The 25,440-nt window shown below is 67.7% G+C and carries 26 protein-coding genes and 1 pseudogene; 22 read left to right on the top strand and 5 right to left on the bottom strand.

Going from position 1 to position 25,440, the window contains the following annotated elements:
• Positions 1-23: 23 nt before the first annotated feature.
• Positions 24-239 (bottom strand): hypothetical protein, encoded by a 216-nt coding sequence (locus tag E0H92_RS45135; protein ID WP_238173635.1) that lies wholly within the window; start codon positions 237-239, stop codon positions 24-26.
• Here E0H92_RS45135 and E0H92_RS45770 point away from each other — a divergent pair.
• The 9 genes and pseudogenes from E0H92_RS45770 to E0H92_RS21660 form a co-directional block, all read left to right on the top strand.
• Positions 141-350: pseudogene (locus E0H92_RS45770) on the top strand (AraC family ligand binding domain-containing protein); the annotation flags it as partial. The gene E0H92_RS45135 and the pseudogene E0H92_RS45770 sit on opposite strands and share 99 nt — an antisense overlap.
• Positions 351-398: 48 nt before the next feature.
• Positions 399-806 carry a helix-turn-helix domain-containing protein gene (locus tag E0H92_RS45650; protein ID WP_338068868.1) on the top strand — a complete coding sequence of 136 codons (408 nt, stop codon included), beginning with the start codon at positions 399-401 and terminating at the stop codon, positions 804-806.
• Positions 807-890: 84 nt separating this feature from the next.
• Positions 891-1,907: an LCP family protein gene (locus tag E0H92_RS21690; protein ID WP_131497553.1), complete on the top strand. Its 1,017-nt coding sequence runs from the start codon at positions 891-893 to the stop codon at positions 1,905-1,907.
• Positions 1,904-2,683 (top strand): YndJ family protein, encoded by a 780-nt coding sequence (locus E0H92_RS21685; RefSeq protein WP_131497552.1) that lies wholly within the window; start codon positions 1,904-1,906, stop codon positions 2,681-2,683. Before E0H92_RS21690 ends, E0H92_RS21685 begins: the two co-directional genes overlap by 4 nt.
• Positions 2,680-3,225 (top strand): DUF1990 family protein, encoded by a 546-nt coding sequence (locus tag E0H92_RS21680; protein ID WP_131497551.1) that lies wholly within the window; start codon positions 2,680-2,682, stop codon positions 3,223-3,225. The genes E0H92_RS21685 and E0H92_RS21680 overlap by 4 nt, the downstream gene beginning before the upstream one ends.
• Before the next feature lie 141 nt (positions 3,226-3,366).
• Positions 3,367-4,044, top strand: coding sequence for a uracil-DNA glycosylase (locus tag E0H92_RS21675; protein WP_131344689.1), 678 nt, complete (start codon positions 3,367-3,369; stop codon positions 4,042-4,044).
• A gap of 153 nt (positions 4,045-4,197) precedes the next feature.
• Positions 4,198-4,899, top strand: a complete 702-nt coding sequence (locus tag E0H92_RS21670) for a DUF969 domain-containing protein (protein ID WP_131460448.1) — start codon at positions 4,198-4,200, stop codon at positions 4,897-4,899.
• A complete protein-coding gene (locus E0H92_RS21665) occupies positions 4,896-5,867 on the top strand; it encodes a DUF979 domain-containing protein (protein WP_131295735.1) in 972 nt (323 codons plus the stop codon). The genes E0H92_RS21670 and E0H92_RS21665 overlap by 4 nt, the downstream gene beginning before the upstream one ends.
• An 8-nt stretch (positions 5,868-5,875) precedes the next feature.
• Positions 5,876-6,838: a DUF2891 family protein gene (locus tag E0H92_RS21660; RefSeq protein WP_131497550.1), complete on the top strand. Its 963-nt coding sequence runs from the start codon at positions 5,876-5,878 to the stop codon at positions 6,836-6,838.
• On the opposite strand, the gene E0H92_RS21655 is transcribed toward E0H92_RS21660, so the two are convergent.
• Positions 6,786-8,573, bottom strand: coding sequence for an ABC transporter ATP-binding protein (locus E0H92_RS21655; RefSeq protein WP_131497549.1), 1,788 nt, complete (start codon positions 8,571-8,573; stop codon positions 6,786-6,788). The genes E0H92_RS21660 and E0H92_RS21655 overlap by 53 nt on opposite strands.
• On the bottom strand, positions 8,570-10,222 hold the full coding sequence (locus tag E0H92_RS21650) for an ABC transporter ATP-binding protein (RefSeq protein WP_131497548.1): 1,653 nt from the start codon (positions 10,220-10,222) through the stop codon (positions 8,570-8,572). The genes E0H92_RS21655 and E0H92_RS21650 overlap by 4 nt, the downstream gene beginning before the upstream one ends.
• Positions 10,223-10,367: 145 nt before the next feature.
• Between E0H92_RS21650 and E0H92_RS21645 the strand changes: the two genes are divergently transcribed.
• The 12 genes from E0H92_RS21645 to E0H92_RS21590 all read left to right on the top strand — a co-directional run bounded on the left by E0H92_RS21645 (position 10,368) and on the right by E0H92_RS21590 (position 23,071).
• On the top strand, positions 10,368-11,555 hold the full coding sequence (locus E0H92_RS21645) for an ROK family transcriptional regulator (RefSeq protein WP_131497547.1): 1,188 nt from the start codon (positions 10,368-10,370) through the stop codon (positions 11,553-11,555).
• An 11-nt stretch (positions 11,556-11,566) separates the two neighbouring features.
• The gene (locus tag E0H92_RS21640) at positions 11,567-12,889 is read left to right on the top strand and encodes an ABC transporter substrate-binding protein (protein WP_131497546.1); all 1,323 of its coding nucleotides are present in this window, start codon (positions 11,567-11,569) and stop codon (positions 12,887-12,889) included.
• Complete coding sequence (locus E0H92_RS21635; RefSeq protein ID WP_131460454.1) at positions 12,886-13,815, top strand: carbohydrate ABC transporter permease; 930 nt, start codon at positions 12,886-12,888, stop codon at positions 13,813-13,815. The genes E0H92_RS21640 and E0H92_RS21635 overlap by 4 nt, the downstream gene beginning before the upstream one ends.
• A complete protein-coding gene (locus tag E0H92_RS21630) occupies positions 13,812-14,696 on the top strand; it encodes a carbohydrate ABC transporter permease (protein ID WP_131497545.1) in 885 nt (294 codons plus the stop codon). The genes E0H92_RS21635 and E0H92_RS21630 overlap by 4 nt, the downstream gene beginning before the upstream one ends.
• Entirely contained in the window at positions 14,693-15,949 is a 1,257-nt protein-coding gene (locus E0H92_RS21625) for a 6-phospho-beta-glucosidase (protein WP_131497544.1), read from the top strand. Before E0H92_RS21630 ends, E0H92_RS21625 begins: the two co-directional genes overlap by 4 nt.
• Entirely contained in the window at positions 15,937-16,941 is a 1,005-nt protein-coding gene (locus E0H92_RS21620) for an N-acetylglucosamine kinase (RefSeq protein WP_131497543.1), read from the top strand. Before E0H92_RS21625 ends, E0H92_RS21620 begins: the two co-directional genes overlap by 13 nt.
• Before the next feature lie 126 nt (positions 16,942-17,067).
• Positions 17,068-17,778, top strand: a complete 711-nt coding sequence (locus tag E0H92_RS21615; protein ID WP_131497542.1) for a hypothetical protein — start codon at positions 17,068-17,070, stop codon at positions 17,776-17,778.
• A 39-nt stretch (positions 17,779-17,817) separates the two neighbouring features.
• Complete coding sequence (locus E0H92_RS21610) at positions 17,818-18,342, top strand: hypothetical protein (RefSeq protein ID WP_131497541.1); 525 nt, start codon at positions 17,818-17,820, stop codon at positions 18,340-18,342.
• A 222-nt stretch (positions 18,343-18,564) separates the two neighbouring features.
• Positions 18,565-19,986, top strand: coding sequence for a GntP family permease (locus E0H92_RS21605; protein WP_131460459.1), 1,422 nt, complete (start codon positions 18,565-18,567; stop codon positions 19,984-19,986).
• A gap of 27 nt (positions 19,987-20,013) precedes the next feature.
• Positions 20,014-21,249, top strand: coding sequence for a CaiB/BaiF CoA transferase family protein (locus tag E0H92_RS21600; RefSeq protein ID WP_131497540.1), 1,236 nt, complete (start codon positions 20,014-20,016; stop codon positions 21,247-21,249).
• The gene (locus E0H92_RS21595; protein WP_131497539.1) at positions 21,246-22,151 is read left to right on the top strand and encodes a beta/alpha barrel domain-containing protein; all 906 of its coding nucleotides are present in this window, start codon (positions 21,246-21,248) and stop codon (positions 22,149-22,151) included. The genes E0H92_RS21600 and E0H92_RS21595 overlap by 4 nt, the downstream gene beginning before the upstream one ends.
• Before the next feature lie 122 nt (positions 22,152-22,273).
• Positions 22,274-23,071: an IclR family transcriptional regulator gene (locus tag E0H92_RS21590; protein ID WP_131497538.1), complete on the top strand. Its 798-nt coding sequence runs from the start codon at positions 22,274-22,276 to the stop codon at positions 23,069-23,071.
• Positions 23,072-23,122: 51 nt separating this feature from the next.
• Here E0H92_RS21590 and E0H92_RS21585 read toward each other — a convergent pair whose 3' ends face one another.
• Positions 23,123-23,977, bottom strand: coding sequence for a mechanosensitive ion channel family protein (locus tag E0H92_RS21585; protein ID WP_131497537.1), 855 nt, complete (start codon positions 23,975-23,977; stop codon positions 23,123-23,125).
• A 233-nt stretch (positions 23,978-24,210) separates the two neighbouring features.
• Here E0H92_RS21585 and E0H92_RS21580 point away from each other — a divergent pair, with 233 nt between their 5' ends.
• Complete coding sequence (locus E0H92_RS21580; protein WP_131497536.1) at positions 24,211-24,666, top strand: GNAT family N-acetyltransferase; 456 nt, start codon at positions 24,211-24,213, stop codon at positions 24,664-24,666.
• Here E0H92_RS21580 and E0H92_RS21575 read toward each other — a convergent pair.
• Positions 24,653-25,378, bottom strand: a complete 726-nt coding sequence (locus E0H92_RS21575) for a neutral zinc metallopeptidase (RefSeq protein ID WP_131497535.1) — start codon at positions 25,376-25,378, stop codon at positions 24,653-24,655. The genes E0H92_RS21580 and E0H92_RS21575 overlap by 14 nt on opposite strands.
• Between the last annotated feature and the right edge of the window lie 62 nt (positions 25,379-25,440).

Here is a 25,440-nt window from a genome sequence, read left to right as displayed (position 1 = left end):
GCGTGCAGAACTGGTCGACCTACCTAACACCAGGCGCTGTCGAGACCCAACTTGGACTCTTCTGTCTCGGCGCCGGTGAACAGACGCACGGCGCCGAGCCCGCGCCGGATCGCGCGCTCGGCTGTCACGCCCTCGTCTGGCTGAGAGAAGGCCGCGGCCACCTGCTGCACGGCCCTGACCGTCAACTGCACGAGGTACGCGCGCCTGCGATGCTCTGGCTCTTTCCTGGCGTTCTCCACGGCTACCGACCCTCAACACGCTGGCGGCAGGCCTGGACTCTGTTCAGCGGACCTGCGACCGCAGCACTCACGTCACTCGGCCACCTCGATCCCAGCCGTCCAGTCCGCCGGTACGGCGACCCGCGTCCGATCGACCGTGCATTCACCCGCTTGCTCCGCGTGAGCACGCAGCACAACGTCGTACAGCTGACTGGAGCGCTCTACGACCTGATCGGTCAGGCTGGAACGAGTTCCAGTGACGGAGTCGCCACACGGCTCGCTGAGCTCGCGTGCACGCCGATGAGCATTCAGGACTACGCCAGTGGGCTAGGACTCACCGTGAACGAGTTGCGCGACGCAGTACGGCGTACGACGGGCTCAACCCCGCAGGAGCTCGTTCTGAGCACCAGACTCAGCTCTGCAAAGGTTTTGCTGGCCGAGGAGGACCTGTCCGTGGCCGCGGTCGCACGGAGAGTCGGGTACGACGACCCGGCGTACTTCAGCCGCCTGTTCGCCGCCAGAGTTGGGATGTCGCCGGTCGCGTTCCGGCGGTCCGGTTCGATCTCAGGGCGGATTTCCTCCCTTTGAAGGAGGCGCCATCGACTTTCCGACGTGTAAAACCATTCACTGGGGTGACGTGTTCGGGGGCCGGTCACCGATACGGTCATGGCTATGAGTGAAACGCAGCCCATCGACCCGCGACAGGCGAACCCGCCGCGACGCCCGAAGAAGCGTCGCAACTGGTTCCTCCGGACCGTCGGACTGATCGTCCTGCTGTTCGTTCTGATGCTGATCGCCGTCCCGCTCTACGCCTGGAGCCGGATCGACAAGCTCGACGCGATGCCCACCGGCGAGCGGCCGGCCGAGACCCCGGGGACGACGTACCTGATGGTCGGATCGGACGCCCGCGAGGACCTCAGCCGGGCCGAGCGCGCCCGGCTGCACACCGGCGGCGACGCCGGCCCGCCGCGGACCGACTCGATCATGCTGATGCACGTCCCGAAGTCCGGGCCGACGGTGCTGGTCAGCATCCCGCGCGACAGCGCCGTGAACATCCCCGGCGTCGAGGGCAAGCAGAAGATCAACGCCGCCTTCAACAAGGGCCCGGCGGCGCTGATCCAGACGATCGAGAACAACACCGGGCTGCGCATCGACCACTACGTCGAGGTCGGCTTCGGCGGTTTCGCCAGCGTCATCGACAGTGTCGGCGGCATCAACATGTGCTTGCCCAAGGCAATGAAGGACAAGGACGCGCATATCGACCTGCCGGCCGGCTGCCAGGAGCTCGACGGCGTCAACGCGCTCGGCTACGTGCGGTCCCGGAAGGCCGACGGCAAGAACGACTTCGGCCGGACCGAGCGGCAGCGGCAGATGGTCGGCGCGGTCGCGAAGAAGGCCGCCTCGCCGTCGACGTTCCTGAACCCGGTGCGGTACTACAACGTCGCGACCAAGGGCGTCGACGCGCTGACTGTCGACCAGGACATGAGCCTGTTCGACTTCATCCGGTTCGCCCGCGGCATGCAGGCGATCTCCGGCAGCGGCGGTGTCGCGCTGAGCGTGCCGACCAGCGACGACAACTTCCAGCTGTGCTGCAACCGCGGCGACGCCGTGAAGTGGGACACCGCCAAGGCGAAGGCGCTCTTCAACGCGCTCAAGGAAGACAACACCAGCGGCCTGAAGAGCAGTTGACCGTCCTCGTCCACGCGGTGGTGAGCCTGGGGATGCTCATCGTCGTACCCCTCGGACTCACTCTCCTGCCGACGCGAACCGCCAGCAATCGCTGGTGGTTCGCGTTCGCTGTTCCTGGTGCGATTGCGCTGTGGCTGCCGCGTGGAGCTGTTTCGATCGTGCTCGCGTCGGTGTACTTCGTCGGCACGCTGGTCCTCATCACACTGGCCGCACGGCACTTCTTGCAGCACAGGACTGTCAGCACGCGACAGGTGGCGCTCTACACCGCGCTCGCCACGCCGTCGATCGCAGCGCTCGCACTGGTCGCCGAGCGTTCGTCGTACGAGCTCTTCGGCTTCAACCTGACCGTGCTGTCGCTGACGGTCGCTCACTTCCATTTCGCGGGCTTCGCGGCCGCACTGATGGCCTTTCTGGCTGCGGACGGTCTAGCGGCGGTGAGTGTGCCGCTGGGTACTGCGATCGTTCTGCTCGGGTTCTTCCTCGGCGACCCGGTAGAGCTCGCAGGAGCCGTCGTACTGACCACAGGTATGTGGCTGGTCGGCTGGAACCTGTGGAAGCGGTCGCGGCGCACGGACCGGACTACAGCGATCCTGCTGATGGTGTCGGGCTCCGTGCTCGTGCTGACGATGCTGTTGGCCGTCAGCTGGGCACTGGGACATGTGGTGGACACGCCGTACCTGCCGTTGGAGTGGATGGTTGCCACCCACGGTGTGGCGAATGCGGTTGGCTTTGCACTGTGCGGCGTACTGGCAATGCGACGGGAAGGAGCCCGATGAAGCTGGACGACCTTGCGGGGTTGCGGTTCACGTACGACGAAGTGGGCTCGACGCAGTACGACGAGACGCCCGAGGGCTACCACCGTCTGGAGTACCGGGAGCGGATCGGGACTGGGGACGAGGTGTTCCAGCGGGCCGCTGACGCGTTGCTGATGTGGCGGATGCACCGCGCGGCCGGCATACCGGTGACGGCGACCGCCACACCGCCGCAGGTCGGCACCGACTCTCTGGCCCGCCTCGGACCAGGGATGCTGCTTCGCCGCCTCCGGTCGCAGAGAGGGCTACCGGTCCCGTGCCGGGTCGTCTGGGTCGTCAACGAACCGGACCGGATCGGCTTCGCGTACGGCACCTTGGAAGGCCACCCCGAGGCCGGCGAGGAGTCCTTCCTCATCACGCGCGAGTCAGACGGCATCTACGCCACGATCCGCGCGTACAGCCGCCCTGCCACCTGGTACACCCGCCTGGCCGGCCCCATCACCCGCAGGGCCCAGCACTACGCCGCCACCCGCTACGCCGGTGCCCTGCGCCGCCTAGCCGGATAGCAAAGGCCCCGCAAAGCTCATACCTGTGCGGGGCCGCGACCTTTGTACCGTCTGCAACCACACCAGCGTTTGAGCGACACGCGAACAACGGGCGACAACCCGAGGTGCACTCCGAGCCGCAGTACTGCGACACTGTGGCGGGTGAGTCCTAAGACGTTGTCGGATCTGGTGGCGCCGGACTGGGCTGAGGCGTTGGCTCCGGTCGAAGGCACTGTGACGCAGATGGGTGAGTTCCTCCGTGGGGAGATCACCGCGGGGCGGGCCTATCTGCCCGCCGGGGAGAACGTGCTGCGCGCGTTCCACCGGCCGCTGCAACAGGTGAAGGTGCTCGTCGTCGGGCAGGACCCGTACCCGACCCCGGGACACCCGGTCGGACTCAGCTTCTCGGTGGCCCCCGACGTACGACCGATCCCCCGCAGCCTCGCGAACATCTACCGCGAACTGATGGCGGACGTCGGCGTACCGGCGCCGTCCAACGGCGACCTCACCCCCTGGGCCGACCAGGGCGTACTGATGCTCAACAGAGTGCTGACCGTGCAACCCGGCAAGTCCGGTGCGCACCGAGGCAAGGGCTGGGAGAGCGTCACCGAGCAGGCGATCCACGCGCTGGTGAACCGCGGGGGCCCGCTGGTCGCGATCCTCTGGGGCCGGGACGCCCAGACGCTCAAGCCGATGCTGGGCAGCACGCCGTACGTCGAGAGCGCGCACCCGAGCCCGATGTCCGCCGATCGCGGCTTCTTCGGTTCGCGCCCGTTCAGCCGGGTCAACGCGCTCCTCGCCGAGCAGGGCGCCGAGCCGGTGGACTGGCGCCTCCCCTAACCGCTCCAAAACAGCCGTACGACGACGCGCCGGACCCAAGCGGTCACGGCGCGTTTTCGCGTTCCGGAGAGATTTGTTCGAATGATGCATTGCAGGATCGTTCAACAATCTCCTATGGTGAGCGGAATCGCCCTGTCCCTCCCGGGAGGAACCATGTGGGTTCTGCTCGCCATCGCGGTGGTGGTCGTCGGGTTCGCCCTCCGAATCAACTCGATGCTGGTCGTCACGGCGGCCGGTATCGTGGCCGGCCTGATCGGCGGACTGTCTCCGGTCAAGATCCTGAACGCGTTCGGCGACGGCTTCGCCGGCAGCCGGTCCGTCACCGTCTTCATCGTCACGCTGCCCGTCATCGGGCTGATCGAGCGCTACGGCCTGCAACATCAGGCCCGCAAGCTGATCAGCAAGCTCAAGGTCGTCACGACCGGCCGCCTGCTGGCCATCTACCTGCTGATCCGGCAAGGCACCGCGGCCCTCGGCCTGACCAGCATCGGCGGGCCCGCGCAGGCGGTCCGGCCGCTGATCCACCCGATGGCCGCCGGCGCCGCGGAACGCCGGTACGGCAAGCTCCCGGAGAAACTCCAGGAGAAGATCAAGGGTTTCGCGGCCAGTGCCGACACCGTCGGGCTGTTCTTCGGCGAGGACATCTTCGTCGCGATCGGCTCGATCCTGCTGATCACCGGGTTCGTCGACGCGACGTACGGCCTGCACCTGGAGGCGATCGACATCGCGCTCTGGGCGATCCCGACCGGGATCTGCGCGCTGCTCATCCACGGCACCCGGCTGCTGCTGCTCGATCGCCAACTGGACAAGCTCGCCGCCGAGGACCAGGCCGCGGCGAAGGAGGCCACGCGATGATCAAGGTCGAGTGGTTCTACTGGCTGTGCGGCATCTTCTTCGTCCTGATCGCGCTGCAGGTGCTCAACGACCGCAGCAACGCCAAGCGGCTCGGCAGCGCGGCGTTCTGGGGCATCCTCGGCGTCTCGTTCGGCTACGGCACGTTCGTCGTGAACAAGCAGGCGCCGGCCTGGCTGCTCGGTATCGCGGTGATCGGCCTGGCGGTCCTGGCCGGCTCGGGCTTCCCGGGCAAGGGCGAGGAGCGGACGACGACCCCGGCCGAACGCGTGCACTTCGCCGACCGGTTCGGCAACAAGCTGTTCCTGCCGGCGCTGGTGATCCCGGTGGTCGCGGCGATCTTCGGGGCCTGGCTCGCCAAGGTGAAGCTCGGTGACGGGAAGCTGCTGCTGCAGACCGGATCCGCCACGATCATCGGCCTCGGCGTCGCCTCGATCCTCGCGCTGATCGTCGGGATGGCGTTGCTGCGCCCGAAATCGCCCGCCGTCCCGCTGCACGAAGGACGCCGGCTGCTCGAACACATCGGCTGGGCGGCGATCCTGCCGCAGATGCTGGCGACGCTCGGGCTGCTGTTCAACACCTCCGGCGTCGGCAAGGCCGTCGGTCGCGTCACCGATCACCTGATTCCCAAGGGCTCGCTGATCGCCGCGGTCGCGCTGTACTGCGTCGGTATGGCGATCTTCACGATCATCATGGGCAACGCGTTCGCGGCGTTCCCGGTGATGACGGCGGCCATCGGCTGGCCGCTGCTGGTGCAGCAGTTCCACGGCACGCCCGCGGTCGTGTTCGCGGTCGGCATGCTGGCCGGGTTCTGCGGCACCCTGTGCACGCCGATGGCGGCGAACTTCAATCTGGTACCCGCGGCCTTGCTGGAGATGAAGGACCAGTACGGACCGATCAAGGCGCAGATCCCGACCGCGATCCCACTGCTGGGCTGCAACATCCTCATCATGTATTTCTTCGCGTTCTAAGGAGTTCCATGAAGTACGCCGCTGCCTGGGCGGACATCGCCTGTGAGGTGCTCGAGACGCCGTACCCGTACGGCACGGCCCACGCGTCGCACGGCCCGGACGACGTCGACGTGACCCCGGATCGCCTGCACCCGGCGTTCCACGGGTCGTACGACTGGCACTCCAGCGCGCACATGCAGTGGTCCCTGGTCCGGTTGCTGACGCTGGCGCCGGACCAGGTCGGCCGCCGCCCGATCGAGGTGCTCGACCAGCGCCTGACACCCGCCGCGATCGCCACCGAGGCCGCGTACCTGCGGGAGCGGCCGTCGTACGAACGCCCGTACGGCTGGGCCTGGGCGGCGATGCTGGCCGCCGCCACCCGCAAGACCCAGTGGGCAGACGCACTCACGCCGCTCGGCGATGTCATCGCCGACCTCGTGCTCGGCTGGCTGCCGAAACAGGCCTATCCGGTGCGGCACGGCGTGCACCTCAACTCCGCGTTCGCGCTCGCATTGCTGCACGAGGCGTACGGCGAACTGGGACGCGCTGATGTGGTGGAGGCGATCCGAGTTCGCGCGCTGGAGTGGTTCGGCGGCGACACGGCGTACGACACGCGGTTCGAACCGTCGGGGACGGACTTCCTGTCGCCGGCGCTGTCCGAGGCGGAGCTGATGCGGCGCGTCCTGCCTGCCACCGAATTCGCGGGGTGGTTGGCGAACTTCCTGCCCGGGCTGGGTCAAGACGCCCACCAGCATCTGCTGGAGGTGCCGGTGACGGATGACTCCGGTGACGGGCAGTTGGCGCACTTGTCCGGGCTGGCGTTGTCACGGGCGTGGCAGTTGCGGACAATCGCGCCGGCGCTGCCGGTTGCCGACGTACTGCGTGCTGGTGCGGACCGTCAGATCGATGCTGTGCTGCCTACGGTCACCGACGGGGACTTCATGTCGACGCACTGGCTGGTGTCGTTCGCCCTCCTGGCTGATCAGGCGTAGACGTACCAGTCCAGCTACGCCACAGCTGCGCATAGCGCCCGCCACTTGCCAGCAACGCCTCATGTGTCCCTGACTCGGCCACTCGCCCATGGTCGAGTACGACGATCCGGTCCGCCTGCTCGGCTTGAGTCAACCGATGTGCGACGACCAGTGTGGTCCGTCCCGCCGTTGCTGCCGCGCTAGCACGCTCTAGCTCACGTGCACCGGCACTACCCGCCTCAGCCGTCGCCTCGTCCAGTACGGCGACCGGCGGGTCAGCAAGCACCAGCCTCGCGAAGGCGAGCTGCTGCGCCTGTGCACCCGTCAACGGGTGGCCGCTCTCCCCCACGACAGTGTCCAGCCCGTCCGGCAGCGCACGTACCCACGCCAACGCCCCGACGCGGTCCAGGGCTCCTTCCACATCAGCCGCCGCTGCTTCAGGACGGGCCAACTGCACGTCCTCCAGCAGCGTTCCGGAGAACACATGCACCTCTTGGCTGAGCAGAGCGACCTGTGCGCGCGTTCGATCCTCACCCAGATCGCGGATGTCGACGCCACCGAGCCGCACCGTGCCTGCTGACGGTGCCAGAACACCTGCTGCGATTGCCGCCAGAGTCGTCTTACCCGCACCACTCGCGCCGACCAGTGCGACCCGCTCTCCTGGCTCCAGCCGCAGCGAGACTTCGGTGAGGACCTCAGGACCGTCGTAGTGGTGAGTAATCTGCTGCAGCTCAAGGGATGCGTCGGACGGTCCGGCGTGGTCAGGCGGTTCGGGCGCCGGCTCGATCTCGAGCACACCAGCCAGGCGGGACAGTCCCGCGGCTGCCGTCTGGATCTGGTCGAACTCCATCAGTACGACGTTCACCGGGTTGAACAGCCGGTGGAAGTACAAGGCTGCCGCTGTCACGGCACCTACGCTCACCGAGTCCTCCCGTACCAGGAAGAACCCGGTGACCAGGATCGCCGTCAGGCCGGTGAACTCGGCATGGTTGATCCGCGACGAGAAGAAGCTGAACAACCGGAACACCGTGATCGAGATGTCCCGCGCCGTACCGGACGTCTCGCCGATCTTCCCCAGCTGCCGATCCTCCAGCCGGTACGCCCGGACCGTCGCGCTGCCCCGCAGTGACGCGATGATCGCCTCGGATCGCTCGCCCATCGCGACGCGTTCCTGCTTGTAGTACGGCGCCGACCGCCGCAGGTACCACCGCAATGCCAGGTAGTACATGGGTACCGCGAGCATGCCGGCCAGACCGAGCCGCCAGTCGAGCGCGAACATCCCGCCGACAGTCAGCACGATCGTCAACGCCGCACCGAGTACCGACGGCCCGACCTCGGTCAGCGCGGACGCCGCCGACGCCACGTCGTCACCGACCCGCGAGAGCAGGTCACCGGTGCGTACCTTCTCCAGCACCGGCGCGGGAAGCTGCAGCACCCGGTCGAGCACCTGCTCCCGGATCCGCGCCAGCACGGTCTCCCCGACCCGCGCGACCAGCGTCACGCCCAGAGCGGTCAGTACGCCGGCCAGCACGGCCGCCAGCCCGATCAGCACGACGACACGCACGACGGCCGCCTTGTCGGCCATGTTGCCGATGTTGTCGATCAGCACACCAAGCGCCCACGGTGCGACCAGCCCGGCCGCGCTGGCCCCGGTGATCACCAGAGCCGCGACAACCGACAGCACCGGCAGCCGCCGAATCTCTCGCCACAGAACGGCCCAGGTCGCCCGCGGCCCCGCAATCGGCAACAGGTTCATCGCAGCACCGCCTCGCGGTAGGCCAGGTCCGACGCGGCCAGCTCAGCATGGATGCCCTCAGCAACCACCGACCCGTCGCCGATCACCACAACCCGATCCATCTTTCCCAACAGTGCCGGGCTACTCGTCAACACCAGCGTCGTGCGGCCCATCCGCTCCTCAGCAAGCCCCTCGGCCAGCAGCTCCTCGGTAACAGCGTCAACCGCCGTACTCGGATCATGGAGCACCAGCAACGGCGGCTCAGCCAGCAGCGCACGCGCCAGACCGAGCCGCTGCCGCTGCCCACCGGACAGCGACTGCCCCCGGTCTGCCAACGGGCGATCCAGCTCTTCGATCAGGTCAGCAGCACCAGCAGCCGTCATCACCCGCTCAAGCCCCGCATCCACGAGGAGATTGCTGCGCAGCGTTCCTTCGAACAGGTCCGTCTCATGCCGCTCCAGCAACACCGTCCGCCTGATCACGTCGACGTCCAGCTGTTCGAGAGCAGTGCCGCCAACGAGGACGGTCCCGGTGTGCTCAGGTGCGCGGCCGGCGATCACCGCGAGCAGGGCGTCGGCGTCACGCGGGTCGTAGCAGAGTACGCCGACGGACTCACCCGGCTGGAGGACGAGTGTCAGCGACGAGAGGGACCCGTGTGAGACACCTTTCACAGTGAGAAGCGGTTGAGCCGAGTCGATGGCGGTTGCGGTGCCGGTAGTGGTCAGTGGTGGCGCGGAGAGGACCGAGGCTAGGCGCTCGGCGGACGCTCGCGACATGGCGAGGACCTGGCTCGCGTAGCCGAGTGTCCCGACCGGCTCGGCGACGAACTGCGCCAGCCCGACCACCGTGATCAGTTCGCCGATCGTGATCCGTCCGTTCAACGCGAACCAACCAGACACCCCAGCAACCGCAGCCAGGAGCAGACCGCTCAGTGCGGTCGTCACACCGTCCTGCAGCCCGTTCGTCGACGCAGCGCGCAGTGTGGCCCGCAGTGTCGCCTCACTCGACCGCCGGTACCGCGCAGCCGCGTTGTGCTGCGCTCCGATGCCCCGCAGCGTCCTCAGCCCGCTGACCAGGTCTGTCGCCAGTGCGGTCGTCTGAGCAACCGCCTCCTGCTGACTCGACGTACGACGCGTCAGCAACGGCGACAGCGCCTGAATCCCCAGCACCAGCAGCGGTACGCCGATCAGCACCCCGAGCCCCAGCGGTACGTCGACCAGGAGCAGCGACACCGACGACACGATCAACGCCGTACATGCCGCCGCCCCCATCGAGACCGACCGCATGACGAGCGCAGCCTTCTCGGCGTCCGACGTGGCGATCGACAACAGCTCCCCCGACCGCAGCCCGGTGCGGTGACCACGTGGGTCCAGCACACGCTGCGCGATCTCCAGCCGGAGCAGATGCGTCTCGTACTCGATCGCCCACACCACCTGGCGCGCACCGGTCTTCCAGGCGTTCGACAGGACGGCGAACAGGACGACCATCATCAGCACGCACCACAGCAGCGGCTGGACGTGGCCGGTCGCCACCGCGCGGTCCACGAAGATCCCGATCGCGACCGGCACCGCCGCCTCGGTCGCCTGGTGCAACGACAGGACCAGCACTCCCGCGACCATGCGGCCCCGATGCCGCCGAATCGCCCGCCTCAACAGCTCCCCAGTGGACATAGTTAGGCAACCCTAACCGAAGACGACCAATTGACACCCGAGCCGGTCCGCCGTACGGTCTCGCGTTAATAGGAAACTTTCCTAACAGTTCTGATTGTCAGCGCGGCGAGTACCCGCGGGCGGCGAAGGGAGGCAGGGTTGGCTCATGGCAACAACACCCGGAACGCCGCGCCTGCTGCGCGCGATGAACGACCGCGCCGCCCTGGACCTGCTGCTCAGCCAGGGCCCGCTCTCCCGCACCACGCTGGGCAACCTGACCGGGCTGTCCAAACCGACCGCGTCCCAGCTGCTCGCGCGGCTGGAGGCTGCCAGGCTGGTCCGCCCGAGCGGTACCACCGCCGGCCGCCCCGGCCCGAACGCGCAGCTGTACGAGATCAACGGCGGCATCGCGTACGTCGGCGGGCTGGACGTCACACCGACCCGGATCCGGGCCGCCGTCGCGGACCTGACCGGCAACGTGGTCGGGCACTACGAGCTGGCCACCCCGGGCCGCAGCGCCAAGGGCACGGTCGACCGGGTGGTCAAGGCGATCGAGGGCGCGGCCGGCGAGGCGGGCCTGAGCCGTGAGCGCCTGCACCGGGTGTCGATCGGCACGCCCGGCGGGTTCGACCCGACGACCGGCCGGCTGCGGTACGCGACCCACCTGCCCGGGTGGCACGCGCCGCACCTGCTCGAGGAGCTGGCCGCGGCGATCGCCGTACCGCTCGAGGTCGAGAACGACGTCAACCTGGCCGCGATCGCGGAGCAGCGGGTCGGCCACGCCCAGGAGCACGACAACTTCGTGCTGCTGTGGGGCGAGGAAGGCATCGGCGCCGCGATCGTGATCAACGGCCGCCTGCACCGCGGCGCGACCGGCGGCGCCGGCGAGGTGGCGTTCCTGCCGCTGCCGGGGACGCCGCTGGTCCGCAACGTCGGCCGCAACAACGCCGGCGGTTTCCAGGAACTCGCCGGCGGCGAACCGGTCCTCGAGCTCGCCCGCGAGCACGGCCTGAAAGCCCGTACGCCGGAGGCCGCGATCGCGCTCGCGCTGCAGACCGAGGGCGCGGGCGACGCCGTACTGAACGAGTTCGCGCACCGGCTCGCGGTCGGTCTGGCGGCGATCGTCGCGGTCGTCGACCCGGAGCTGATCGTGCTGGCCGGCGGCGTGATCACCGCGGGCGGCGAACGCCTGCGCGGGCTGGTCCAGGACGAGCTCGCCGATCTCGCCGTACCGCGGCCGCAGCTGTTGATGACCGCGATCAGCACCGACCCCGTGCTCTCCGGAGCACTGCAGTCCGCCCTGAGCACCACCCGCGACGAGGTCTTCGACACCGCGGGGCCACCGATTACCTAGTAGGAGAATGGATGCGCAGCTTCACCCGTGCCGTCATCGGCACCGCCGCAGTCGCCCTCACAGCGACGGCCTGCACCGGAACTTCGAACGCACCGCAGGCTGACGACGATGCCACGAAGGACGTCAGCATCACCTTCTGGCACGGATGGAGCGCCCCCAGCGAGGCAGCCGCCATCGACGCAGGAGTGAAGGCGTTCGAGGCCAAGCATCCGAACATCCACGTGAAGGTCGTCGGCAACATCAACGACGACAAGATCAAGCAGGCGCTGCGGGCCGGCGGGGCGAACGCGCCGGACGTGGTGTCCTCGTTCACCACCGACAACGTCGGCACCTTCTGCGCGTCCAACGTCTTCGCGGACCTGAAGCCGTTCCTGGACAAGTCCGGCATCGACCTGGACGCGACGTTTCCGAAACCGTTGCAGGACTACACGCAGTTCCAAGGAAAACGCTGTACTTTGCCGCTCCTGAACGACGCGTACGGCCTGTACTACAACAAGACCGCCTTCCAGGCCGCCGGGATCGCCGCGCCGCCGAAAACGCTTTCTGAGTTCGACGCGGTCGCGAAGAAGCTCACCAAGCTCAAGGGCGACGGCTACAGCCAGCTCGGCTTCATGCCGAACTTCCACGGCTACGAGTCGACGACCACGCACTTCGCCGCGCTCTGGAACCCGACGTACTTCACCCCCGACGGCAAGTCGAACCTGGCCAAGGATCCTGCCTTCGCGAGCATGCTGAAGTGGCAGAAGGGCCTGGTCGAGCAGCTCGGCGGGTTCGCGAAGCTGGAGAAGTACCGCGCGACGTTCGGTGACGAGTTCGGCGCGAAGAACCCGTTCCACACCGGCCAGGTCGCGATGACGATGGACGGCGAGTGGCGGCTCGGAATGGCGCGTGAGGCCGGGGCGAAGTTCGACATCGGCGTCGCGCCGTTCCCGGTGCCGGACGACCAGGCCGACAGCTACGGCAAGGGCTACCTGTCCGGCACCGTGATCGGGATCGCCGGCACCAGCCAGAAGCAGAACGCGGCCTGGGAGCTGGTGAAGTTCATGACCACCGACACCGACGCCGTGGTCAGCTTCGCGAACGCCATCCACAACGTGCCGTCGACGCTCGAGGCCCTCAAGTCTCCGCAGATCGCTGCGGACCTCAAGCCCTTCATCGGCATTGCCCAGCACGAGAAGAGCAACACCACGCCGGCGAGCCCCAACGGCGGCGCCTACCAGCTCACGCTGCAGGACTTCGGCTACGCCTACGAAGCCGGAAAGGTGACCGATCTGGCCGCCGGTCTGGCGAAGACCGACGAGCAGATCGACAAAGACCTGGCCCAGGCGAAATGACCACGCTGCGGCAGAAACACCGTCGCGAAACCGCCCGCACTCTGGCCTTCCTGTCGCCGTGGCTGATCGGCGTCAGCGTCTTCTTCCTGTACCCACTCGTCTCGACCGTCTACTTCAGCTTCATGAAGTACGACGGGTTCACGCCGCCCACCTGGACCGGCCTGAAGAACTGGCAGTACGTCTTCACGGACTACCCGTTCTTCTGGCCGGCGCTGCGGAACACCCTGTGGCTGGTCGTCGTGATGGTCACGCTACGGGTGCTGTTCGGCCTCGGGATCGGCCTGCTGATCACCAAGGTGAAGACAGGCGCCGGGTTCTTCCGTACCGCGTTCTACCTGCCGTACCTGGCTCCTCCGGTCGCGGCCACGATGGCGTTCGCGTTCCTGCTCAACCCGGGCACCGGTCCGGTGAACAACATCCTCGGCAGCATCGGACTGCCGCAACCCGGCTGGTTCAACGATCCCAACTGGTCGAAGCCCGCGCTGACCATGCTGGCGTTGTGGGGCATCGGCGACCTCATGGTGATCTTCATGGCGTCGCTGCTCGACGTACCGCAGGAGCAGTACGAGGCGGCGTCGTTGGACGGGGCAGATGCGTGGCAGCGGTTCCGGTTCGTGACGCTGCCGAACATCTCGCCGATCGTGCTGTTCGCCGTCGTCACCGGCGTCATCCAGACGATGCAGTACTACACGCAGCCTCTGGTCGCCGGGAAGGTCGCGAGTGGCGTGATCGGCGGAGCGGGCCAGCAGTTCGAGCCCGGGTACCCGGACAAGTCCACGCTGACGTTGCCGCAACTCGTGTACCACCTGGGCTTCCAGCGTTTCGACACCGGCGGAGCCTCCGTAATCGCGCTCGTGCTGTTCGCACTGGCCATGGTGTTCACCGCCTTCCTGATGCGCTCCATGACCGAAAGGAGCGCCGCATGACCGCCACAGCACTCACGTCTCCGGTCACGCTGACACCGGCTGCCCGCACAGCACGCCGTACGCGCTTCCTGCAGTGGGTCGGCGTACATTCACTCGCCATCGCCGCCGCACTGTTCTTCGTGCTGCCCTTCGTGTTCATCTTCCTCACTGCGTTGATGAGCGACCAGCAGGCGCTCACCCGCGACCTGTGGCCGGACAGCTGGCACTGGGAGAACCTGCGGACCGTCTGGGAAACACCAGGCTTCCTGACCTGGTGGAAGAACACCCTGCTGTACGCCGGACTCGGTACAGCGCTCACGTTGTTGTCGAGCATCCCGGTCGCCTACGCGCTGGCCCGCTTCAAGTTCCGCGGCCGGAACGCCGTACTGATGCTGGTGATCGCAACGATGATGCTCCCGCCACAGGTGGTGATCGTGCCGATGTACCTGTTCTGGGCCAAGCAGCTGCACCTGTCCGGAACGCTGTGGCCGCTGATCATCCCAATGGCGTTCACGGACGCGTTCTCGGTGTTCCTGCTGCGGCAGTTCCTGCTGACGATTCCGAAGGACTACGTCGACGCCGCCAAGGTGGACGGCTGCGGTGAGTTCAAGGCCCTGGTCCGGATCGTCCTGCCGATGGCCAAGCCGGCTATCGCCGCGGTAGCCCTCTTCCAGTTCTTCTACTGCTGGAACGACTACTTCGGCCCACAGATCTACGCCAGCGAGAACCCCGCCGCCTGGACCCTCAGCTACGGCCTGGAGTCCTTCAAAGGCGCCCACCACACGAACTGGAACCTCACCATGGCAGCAACCCTCCTGGTGATGGCACCGGTGATCATCTTGTTCTTCTTCGCACAAAAGGCCTTCATCGAGGGCGTCACACTGACAGGGGTCAAGGGATGAAGCTGACAGTCGTTGGTGGTGGATCCACCTACACGCCTGAGCTGGTCGACGGGTTCGCGCGGTTGCGGGACACGTTGCCGGTGTCGGAGCTGGTGCTCGTCGACCCGGTGGCCGATCGGCTCGAGCTGGTCGGCGGTCTGGCGCGGCGCATCTTCGCAAAACAAGGACATGCCGGCCGGGTGATCACCACGTCCGACCTGGACGCGGGGATCGACGGCGCGGACGCCGTACTGCTGCAGTTGCGGGTCGGTGGACAGGCTGCACGCAACGAAGACGAGACATGGCCGCTGGAGTGCGGTTGTGTTGGCCAGGAGACCACAGGTGCCGGCGGTCTCGCGAAGGCGCTGCGGACGGTACCTGTCGTGCTGGACATCGCTGAGCGCGTACGGCGTACCAACCCGGACGCGTGGATCATCGACTTCACCAACCCGGTCGGGATCGTCACGCGGGCCCTGCTGTCACACGGACACAAGGCGGTCGGGCTGTGCAATGTGGCGATCGGGTTCCAGCGCCGGTTCGCCGCGATGCTGGGAGTCACGCCCGAGGAGGTGTCGCTCGACCACGTCGGGCTCAACCACCTCACGTGGGAGCGCGCAGTCCGCGTCAACGGCGAGGACATGCTGCCGCAGCTGTTGTCGAAGCACCTGTCCGAGATCTCCGACGACCTGCACATCCCGTCTGACGTAGTGCAGCAGCTAGGCGTCGTACCGTCGTACTACCTGCGCTACTACTACCAGCACGACGAGGTGGTGCAGGAGCTGCTCACGAAGCCCTCCCGAGCAGCAGAGGTCGCTGCACTCGAGAAAGAGCTGCTGGACATGTACGCCGACCCGCAGCTCGACGAGAAGCCCGCACTACTCGAGAAGCGCGGCGGCGCGTACTACTCAGAGGCGGCCGTCGCACTCGCTTCGTCTCTGCTCAACGACACCGGCGACGTACAGGTCGTCAACACGCTCAACAACGGCACGTTCCCGTTCCTGTCCGATGACGCTGTCATTGAAGTACCGGCAACGGTCAACGCACAGGGCACGAAACCGGAGCCGGTGGCCCCACTGGAGCCCTTGTACGCCGGACTGGTCGCACACGTCACGGCGTATGAGGACCTGGCGTTGGAGGCTGCCGTGAAGGGCGGATCCGAGCGTGTTTTCCAGGCTCTGCTGGCGCATCCGCTGGTCGGACAGATCTCCATCGCACAGGAGCTGACGGACAAGCTGCTGGCGCACAACAAGGACTACCTGCCGTGGGCGCGCTAGTCCCAGGCGGTGTTCTCGCCTTCGACGCCGGTAACAGCAAGACCGACGTCGCTCTCGTCGCGGCGGACGGGACAGTACTCGGTACGGCGCGTGGCGGCGGGTTCGAGCCGCAGCGGATCGGTGCTGCGGCCGCTGTGGACGGACTGGAGTCACTGGTCCGGGATGCGGCGGCTGCGGCGGGGCTGCGCGTCGGCGACGTACCGCTGGTGCAGCAGATCTCGGCGTGCCTGGCCAACGCCGACCTACCGATCGAGGTCGAGCAACTCACGGCTGAGTTCGAGGACCGCGGCTGGGCCGAGTCGGTGTACGTCACCAACGACACCTTCGCGCTGCTGCGCTCCGGCGTGGACGAGCCGCGCGGCGTCGCCGTTGTGTGCGGCGCGGGCATCAATTGCTCCGGAATGCTGCCGGACGGGCGCACCGCACGGTTCCCCGCGCTGGGCAAGCTGACTGGCGACTGGGGCGGTGGAGCGCAGCTGGCCGAGGAGGCGTTCTGGTCGGCGTCGCGGGCCGATGACGGCCGCGGTCCGGCCACCGCACTGCTCACCGCACTGCCGATGCACTACGGACTGCCGTCGCTGACCGCGGTGATCGAGGCGTTCCACTTCGGCGAGCTGCCGGCCGAGCGGCAACTGGAGGCCGCGCCGGTCCTGTTCCAGGTCGCGGCGGCCGGCGATGTCGTTGCCCTGGGCATCATTCAGCAGCAGGCCGAGGAGATCGTCGCGATGGCGTCGAGTGCGTTGCGGCGGCTCGACCTGCTCGGCGAACGGGTCACCGTGGTCCTCGGCGGCGGCGTGCTGACGGCCGGCCACTCGGTCCTTCTCGACCGGGTCACGAAGCTGCTCGCCGACATTGCCCCGAAGGCGATCCCGCGGGTGGTCGACGTACCGCCGGTGGTCGGTGCGGCTCTGCTCGGACTCGATCACACCGCGGCCGGAGCGAGCGCTCAGGCGCGGTTACGGGCCGCGTTCGCACCACCACCGGCTGCTTGACCCCTCCCATCACCCCGAGCGGAGCGAGGGTTGGGATTTTGCAGTCATGTTTCATTGGAGTCCGATGCAAACTCCCGAGTGCGGTGTGGCGTCCCACCAGTAGGACCACATCCACTCGGGAGGTCGATGATGATTCGCAGGATCATTGGTCTAGGTAGTACGACAGCACTCGCGGTCACCGCACCGCTCCTTCTCACCGGCGCCGCGCCGGCCAACGCCGCCACCACAAGCTGCAGCCAACTGCAGTCCGCCAAGAACCTCTCGGCGGTGACGTACGCCGATCGGCTCGTCCGCGCGTGGGGTCGCGCCGACACCGCGGCAACCAACTGCTACGCCTCTACGGCGGCAGCACGCACCCTGTACGCACAGACGACGCGCGGCGGGATCCACTGGCGGCGCGTCTCCACCGAAGGCGCCGCCGGCACGATCTACGTGACGTACCACGACGACGCGCGCGGCGGGAACCTGACGATCGGCATCCAGAACGTCGGCCTGCGGTCGGCGAGCGGCTGGCACGCGGCGTACACCGCCAAGTTCGTCGGTGAGCCGAAGGCGTGGAACGCGGTGCAGTGGTCGGACAATCTGGTCCGCGCGTGGGGTCGTGGTGACGCGAAGTGGACGGCGTACTACGCGACGCCTCGCGCAGTGCAGCAACTGCACGCGATCGCCGCGAAGGGCGGAGCGCACTGGCGGCGAATCTCGGCCGAGGGCGCGGCGGGAACGACGTTCACGACGTACAAGAACGATGTGACCGGGCGCATGCTGCGGATCGGCATCTCGCATGTCGCGTTGTCGGACGGGGATGCGCACGCGGCGTACACGGTGGAGTACTGGTGATTGCTTGAGCTCGGCCTATTCGGGTGTAATCATGATTACATGAGTACGCAGACCGAGCAGGAGAAGGTGCGGGGCTGGCTGACCGGACGGTTGCCGGGCGACTGGTTCGAGGGTGACCTCGAGCTCGAGATCGACCGGGACGAGATCCTGATCGTCGGCCGGATCCCCGCACCCGAGCAGAACAAGGACGTGAGCGCCGCCGAGCGCTCCGCCGCCGAGGACGGCCGGATCAAGCAGTTCCGCGAGGACACCCGCGAGCGCCGGATCGAGATCGCCCGCGAACTCGAGCACGCCACCCGCCGGAAGGTCGCCTGGGGTCTGCGCTGCGGCGAGACCCGCACCGTCTTCACCTCACTGTCCGCGCCGGTGATGACCCGTCTCCGCCAGCCCGAACGCCAGGTCCTCGACACCCTCGTCGACGCCGGCGTGGCCCGCTCCCGCAGCGACGCCCTCGGCTGGTGCGTCAAACTCGTCGCCCAGCACAGCGAAACCTGGCTGGCCGACCTCCGCGAAGCCATGACCAAGGTAGAAGAAGTCCGCAAAGCCGGCCCCGACAACACCTGACAGGCGCCGACTCGCATCACGGCCCCGCGCGCTCTCCCCGAGCCGCGTCCTCCACCGCATCACCGGTGGAGGACGCGGCTTTTTTCGTGGGCTGAGCGGTGGTGGCCACTGTCTACAAAATGTACGGGGTTCAACCTCTTGCCTACATCGTGGGTCTATGTTCACATTATGAGCACAACGGGTCCAGAGCTGTCCCCCTCGACTCCCTGAAGGACTTCCGTCATGACCTCTGACGTCGGCATCCTCGTCAATACCGCGGTGGCGATCCTCGGCATCGTGGTGCTCATCGTCCGGTTCCGGGTGAACCCGGTGATCTCTCTCGTGGTCGGCTCGCTGTATCTGGGCCTGGCCACCAAACTCGGGCTCGACAAGACCGTCGAGACCATCACCAAGGGCTTCGGCGACATCATGGCCGAGGTCGGCCTGCTGATCGCGTTCGGTGTGCTGATGGGCTCGATCCTGCAGGAGCTCGGCGCGATCGAACGCCTGGTGAAGCACCTGCTCAAGCTGTTCGGGCCGAAGCGACTGCCCTATTCACTCGCCCTCACGATCGCCACCCTGCTGCAGTCGATCTACCTCGACGTACTCCTGGTGATCTCGGCGCCGCTGGCGAGGTCCGCGGCGAAGCGGATCGGCCCGCTGGGCACCGCCCGGATGGCGACCGCGCTGGCGATCGGTCTCGAGTGCGGCATCGTGCTGATGGTCCCCGGTGTCGGCGCGCTGGCCCTGTCCGCGCTGCTGCACGTACCACTCGGCAAGATGCTGCTCTGGGGTCTCGTGCTGATCATCCCGACCGTCCTGATCGCCATCACGATCATGACGTTCCTGTTCCGCCGCGGCTTCTGGAACGAGGCGCTCGACGAGCAGCAGGTCGTCGCCGGCGCGCAGGTCGAGGAAGAGGTCAAGGAGCCCGTCGCAGTCGGCGCAGGTACGACGGAAGTACGGCGTACCGGATCGGCCGGCGGTGCTGGTGACACCGCCGACGAGGCGACTGAGAAGAAGCCGCCGCTGTTCGTGCTGTTCGTGCCGTTGCTGGCCGCGCTGCTGCTGATCGGGTTCGGTGCGATTGCCGAGGCGGCCGACTGGGAGAACAAGGTCGTCGCGCTGATCTCCGACCCGGTGGTGGCGCTGCTGGTCGGTCTGGTCGGCACCTGCATCGTCGGCCGGTTCGCGATGGGCCAGCCGCGCGTGGAGAAGGCGATCGCCCGCGGTTTCAAGGAGAGCGGTCAGATCCTGATCCTCACCGCGGTCGGCGGTTCGCTCGCGGCGGTCGTCGCCGCCGGCGGGCTCGGTGACATCCTCCGCGGGTACTTCAGCGCCAACCACGTCGCCCCGCTCCTGGTGGTGTGGGTGATGGCGGCCGCGCTGCATGTCGCCGTCGGTTCGGTGACGATCTCCGCGATCACGGCGGCCGGCATCCTCGCGCCGATCGCTCCGGCACTTGGCCTCGACCCCGTACTGATCGCGCTGGCGGCCGGGTCCGGCTCGCTGTTCGCCGTACATGTCACCAGCAACACCTTCTGGCTGTTGCAGGCACTCATGGGACAGACCACTCGCGGCACGTTGAAGAGCTGCACGATCGGCGTGTCCGTCGCGTCGGTGGTCGCGATCGTCCTGCTGATGCCGATCAGCCTGCTGTTCTGATCAATCCACCTTGGGAGAGCTACCGCTATGACCGCACCATTGGCTGGTGTCCGGGTCCTCGAACTCGGCAACTACATCGCCGCGCCGACCGCGGGCCGCCTGCTGGCGGACTTCGGCGCGGAGGTGATCAAGGTCGAGCGCCCCGGCACCGGCGACGAGCTCCGCAACTGGCGGCTGTACGCCGGGACCACGTCGCTGCTGTACCGGACGATCAACCGCAACAAGCTGTCGATCGAACTGGACCTGCGCAGCGAGTTCGGCCGCCGGACGGTGACCGACCTGGTCCGCCGGTGCGACGTCGTCCTGGAGAACTTCCGGCCCGGGACGCTCGAGGCCTGGGGCATCGGCCCCGAGGTCCTGAACGCGGCCAACCCGGAACTGGTCTTGACCCGGATCTCGGCGTTCGGCCAGACCGGTCCGATGTCCGGCCGGCCGGGGTTCGCGGCGGTCGCCGAGGCACACGGCGGCTTCCGGGAGCTCGTCGGCCATCCGGACCGGCCGCCGGCCCGGGTCGGGATCTCGATCGGCGACTCGATCGCCGGCCTGTACGCCGGGTACGGCTCGGTGATGGCGCTCTACCAGCGCGACGTACGCCGGACCGCCGGCCTGCCCCCGGCGCCGCTCGCGGAGCGGATCGTCGACGTCGCGCTGAACGAGTCGATGCTGTCGATGATGGAATCGCTGATCCCCGACTACGAGGCGTACGACGTTCTCCGCGAACGGATCGGCGGCCGGATGGAGGGCATCGCGCCGTCGAACGCGTACGGGTGCGAGGACGGCGACAGCATCATCGTGGCCGGGAACGGCGACCGGATCTTTCAGCGGCTGATGACGCTGATCGGTCGCGTCGACCTGGCCGCCGACCCGGAGCTGCACACGAACGCGGGCCGCTGGGCGCGCCGCGACGAGCTCGACGAGGCGATCGGCCGGTGGACCGCCGGACGACCGGCCGCGACCGCGATCGAGCAGCTCGAGGACGCCGGCGTACCGTGCGGCCCGATCTACACCGCCCGCGAGATCAGTCAGGACGAGCAGTACGCCGCCCGCGCGATGATCCAGCGGTTCGACGTGTCGAACGGCGTCGACGTCCTGAAGAACGTCGGCTTCCCGGGCGTCGTACCGGTGATCGGCCCGCAGTCGTTGCCGATCCGGAGCCTCGGCCCGGAGCTCGGCGAACACACCGAGCAGGTGCTCGGCGAGTTGCTTGGGCTGACACCGGCCGACATCCGCCGCGGGACGCACGACCTCGAGGAGGCCTCATGACCGCGGCGTTGCGGGACGTAACGCTGCGGGACGGGTTGCAGCTGACCGGCAAACCATTGCCTACAGCAACCAAGGTTTCGCTGGTCCGCTCGCTGCTGGAGCTCGGCGTGCCCGAGGTGGAGATCGGGTCGATGGCGCGGCCCGATCTGGTGCCGGCGGTGGCCGACACCCTCGACGTGATCCGCGCGCTGACCCCCGAGGAGCTGGCGAAGTGCTGGATCTGGGTCGCGACGCCGCGGCACGTGGCCCGAGCGGCCGAGGCCGGAGCGCGGAACTTCCAGTACTGCCTGTCCGCGTCGGACAAACACAACCAGGCGAACATCGGTCGGTCCACCGAGGACAGCCTGGCCGCGTTACCGGCCGCGCTCGAGGCGGCAGCGGACGTCTCGGGCGACGTACAACTCTGTATCGCGACCGCCTTCACGTGCCCGTTCGAAGGCGAGATCGCGGCGGATCGGGTGCTGGACATCGTCCTCGACCCACGGGCCGACGGGACCAGCGAGGTCGTGCTGTGCGACACGCTCGGACAGGCGATTCCCTCGCAGGTCCGGAGCCTGGTTGGTCGGACAGCCTCCGTCGACGACCGCCCGATCGTGTACCACGGGCACGACACCTGGGGCCTCGGCGTGGCGAACAGTCTGGCCGCGCTGGAGGCCGGCGCGACCACCGTCGACGGCTCGCTCGGCGGACTCGGCGGCTGCCCGTTCGCACCCGGTGCGGCCGGCAACACCGCGACCGAGGACCTCGTGTTCGCGCTCCGGCCGGAGTGGCTGACACCGGCGAAGTTCAAGACCCTCGTGCGACTCGGGACCGAGGTGCTGGCCGGCCTCAGCGAGCCGAATCGCTCCCGCGCGGCCGATGGCGCACAGGCGAGTACGACGTCGTTCCCCTGGGCGTCGTGATGCGTCATCGGCCTGGTGGTCCGGCCCAGGCTCCTCACCCGGGCCGGGCCGCCGCGTTCCGCGGGCGGTGACAGATGATCCGCGACGATCTGGCGGCGGGAGCGGTCGCATACTCTGAACGCATGGCGACAGCGGATCCGGGTGGTGGGAATGGTCAGCCACTGCTGGTGCTCGGCAAGATCGGTGAGATTCTCGACGCGTTCTCGCTCGACCGGCCTTCGCTGACGCTCGGCGAGATCCGCGACGCCACCGGGTTCCCGGCCTCCACCGTGCAGCGACTCGTCACGAACATGGTCGCGCTCGGCTTCCTCGACCGGCAGGGCGACCAGGTCCGGATCGGCGTCAAGATGGCGTACTGGGCGGCGCCCGCGGTGAAGGGCATCGACGTCCTCGATCTCGTCGTACCGGTCCTGCGGCAGTTGCGGGACGTCACCGGGGAGACCGCCTCGTTCTTCCGCGCCGAGCAAGGACATCGCGTCTGCGTCGCGCTCGCCGAGACCAACCACGCGCTGCGCCGGGAGATGCACGTCGGCAAGATCATGCCGCTGCACGCCGGATCCGCGAGCCGGGTGCTGCTCGCCTGGGACGAGTCGCTGGCCGAACACATCCTCGCGCAGCCGCTCGGCCCGATCACCGACAGCACCATCACCAGCGCGGACGAGCTCGCCGCGGTGATCAAGCAGACCCGCGCCGACGGGTACGCGATCACCATCGGCGAGCGCGAGCAGGGCGCGTCCGGTCTGTCGGCGCCGGTGTTCAAGGCGAACGGCGAACTGGCCGGCTGCCTCACCATCAGCGGACCGACGATCCGGATGCCGCTCGAGCGCTGCCTCGACTGGCTCGACCTGATCGTCGAGGCCGCCGAGCAGTCCACCCGGCACCTCGGCGGCCGGTTCCCGACTGGCGGCGGTCCAACATAAGACGGGCGGCAACCCGGTTGGATTGCCGCCCGCTCACCTTACCTCTTGTGGTTACTGACCTTGCTGCCAGGTGCCGTTCGGCGGGGTGCCGTTGGACCAGTTACCCGAGCTGTGCGCGGCCGGGTGCTGCTCCGGCTGAGCCGGCTGGGTGGGCTGCTGATAGCCACCACCCTGGTACTCGCCCTGGTAGTTACCCTGCTGCTGCGGGTACGCCGTGCCGTTGTCCATGCCGTTCTGTGCGGCCGGCTTGACCATCTTGTCCTTGTCGAACAGGTTGCTCAGTGCCCGGCCGGCCATCTCGCGGCCCCCGAGGCCGAAAGCGAGACCGAGAGCAAGCGCGGCGCCCGCGAGGACGATCAGCAGCGTGTTACCGGTCAGCTGAACCGCGACACCGAGCTGGGTCAGCGCGGCGAACGCGGCGTACACCAGGACGGCGTACCGAGCCACCTTGGCCAGGGTCTCGTTGCCGGTCGCGCCGCGGATGACCGCGGCCAGGAAGTTGGCGAACAGCGCCGCCAGGCAGACGATCACGATCGCGGCGAAGATCCGCGGGATGTAGCCGAGCATGTCGCTCATGAAGTTCGAGATCTCCGGCACGCCGAGGGCCGAGGCGAACATCGTGAAGCTGATCAGGAAGACGAACCAGAACACGACCTTGCCCAGCATCGCCGAAGCGGTCAGCCCCGTGCCCGACCGTTGCAGCACACCGGAGACGCCGGCCCGTTCCATCCAGCCGTCGAAGCCGACCTTGCCGAGCAACCGGCCGACGAGATTGCCGAGGATCTTGGCCACGAAGTAGCCGACGACCAGGATGACCAGGCCGCCCAGCAGGTTCGGGATGAACGACAGCAGTTTGCTGAACGCATCCTCGAACGGCTGGGTGAAGTCGATAGCTAACGCTGACATCGGATGTTCCTTCCGGACTGGCCCGCATCCGCTGTCGGCACAGGACTGCACCAACCCCGGCACGGGCGGATGCAGTGGTGTCCAGTATGACTCGTACCCTCAGATGCCTTGGGCAAACAATGTTCCAGGCGCGGCGGGCAACGAAAGGTGTTTGCGTAAGGCAATCACCATCGCCGTACTTCGCTGCTTACCCTGCCGGCTGAACCGCTTCAGGCATTTGCGATCCTGTCCTCATGAACGATGTCGTGATCCGCCGCGCCACCGCCGCCGATGTTGCCGCGATCGTCGCGATGATCGCCGACGACCAGCTCGGCGCCACCCGTGAGTCGCTCGACGACCTGACGCCGTACCTGGCGGCGTTCGAGCAGATCGACGGCGACCCCAACCAGCTGCTGGTAGTTGCCGATCGCAACGACGAGGTGATCGGCACGCTGCAGCTCACGATCATCCCCGGCCTGTCCCGCCGCGGCTCCACCCGCGGCCTGATCGAGGCCGTCCGCGTCGCCGCCCCCGCCCGCGGCTCCGGCCTCGGCACCACCCTGATCCGCTGGGCCGTCGAAGAATCCCGCACCCGCGGCTGCACCCTCGTCCAACTCACCTCGGACAAGACCCGCACCAACGCCCACCGCTTCTACACGAACCTGGGCTTCGCCAACACCCACGAGGGCTTCAAACTCAAACTCCGGTAACGCTGCCGGCCGGAGCCGCCCAGGTGTTGCAGCCGCTCGGGCCCCTCGCCTTGAACGCCTGCCGCAACCATCGGTCGAAGTTGGCCGAGTCGTCGGCGTGCCGGTCGTACCCTGGGTGGCCGTTGTGGTCGAGCCGTTCACCGCGGATCCGCAACGTCTCCCGATTGGCTCCGAAGAACGCCGCCGCGAAACAATGCGCCTGCATCTCGCTCCGGCTCTTGTCCGCCTGCTGCGCAGGACCCCGGGCCGAGGAGTAGCGCTCGTGGTACTGGTCCAGAATGCCGGTCAGCTCCTGCACGTGGTGGCCGTACTCGTGCGCGATCAGCCACTGCACCGACGCCCGCGTGTCTTCCTGGGACGCTCCCTCGACGATGTACTCCGGCCAGTTGAAGTAGATGCCGTGGTTCGAGGAGCAATAGAGACCGTAGTACTCCTTGTCCATCACCGCGCAGTCCGTCTGCGTTCCAGCCGGCGACGAATACACAGCGGACGGCCGAACGAAATCAAACCCCGCGCGCGTGATCACCGGCCCCCAGGCTCGGTCGAGGCACGCCACAAAGGCGCTCGCATACCGGATCATCGCCTGCTTGTTCGCCAGCCTCGCGGTCGGCAGCGAACAACCAACCGCCGCCACCTGCCCCGACCGATACATCTGGTTGTCCAGTAGAAACCCGTCCTTCACCGGCTCCGCAGCCTGCACTGCCTTCCCCACCGGCGCCCGCACCGGCGCTGTGCTCGGAACCGGAGTCGCCGTACGAGTCTCCTCTGGCTGAG

Origin of the sequence: Kribbella speibonae (genome assembly GCF_004331375.1) — a bacterium.
GTDB classification, from domain to species: Bacteria; Actinomycetota; Actinomycetes; order Propionibacteriales; family Kribbellaceae; genus Kribbella; species Kribbella sindirgiensis.
Note: the sequence above shows the minus strand (reverse complement) of the source record. Positions and strands in the feature narration are given on the sequence as shown.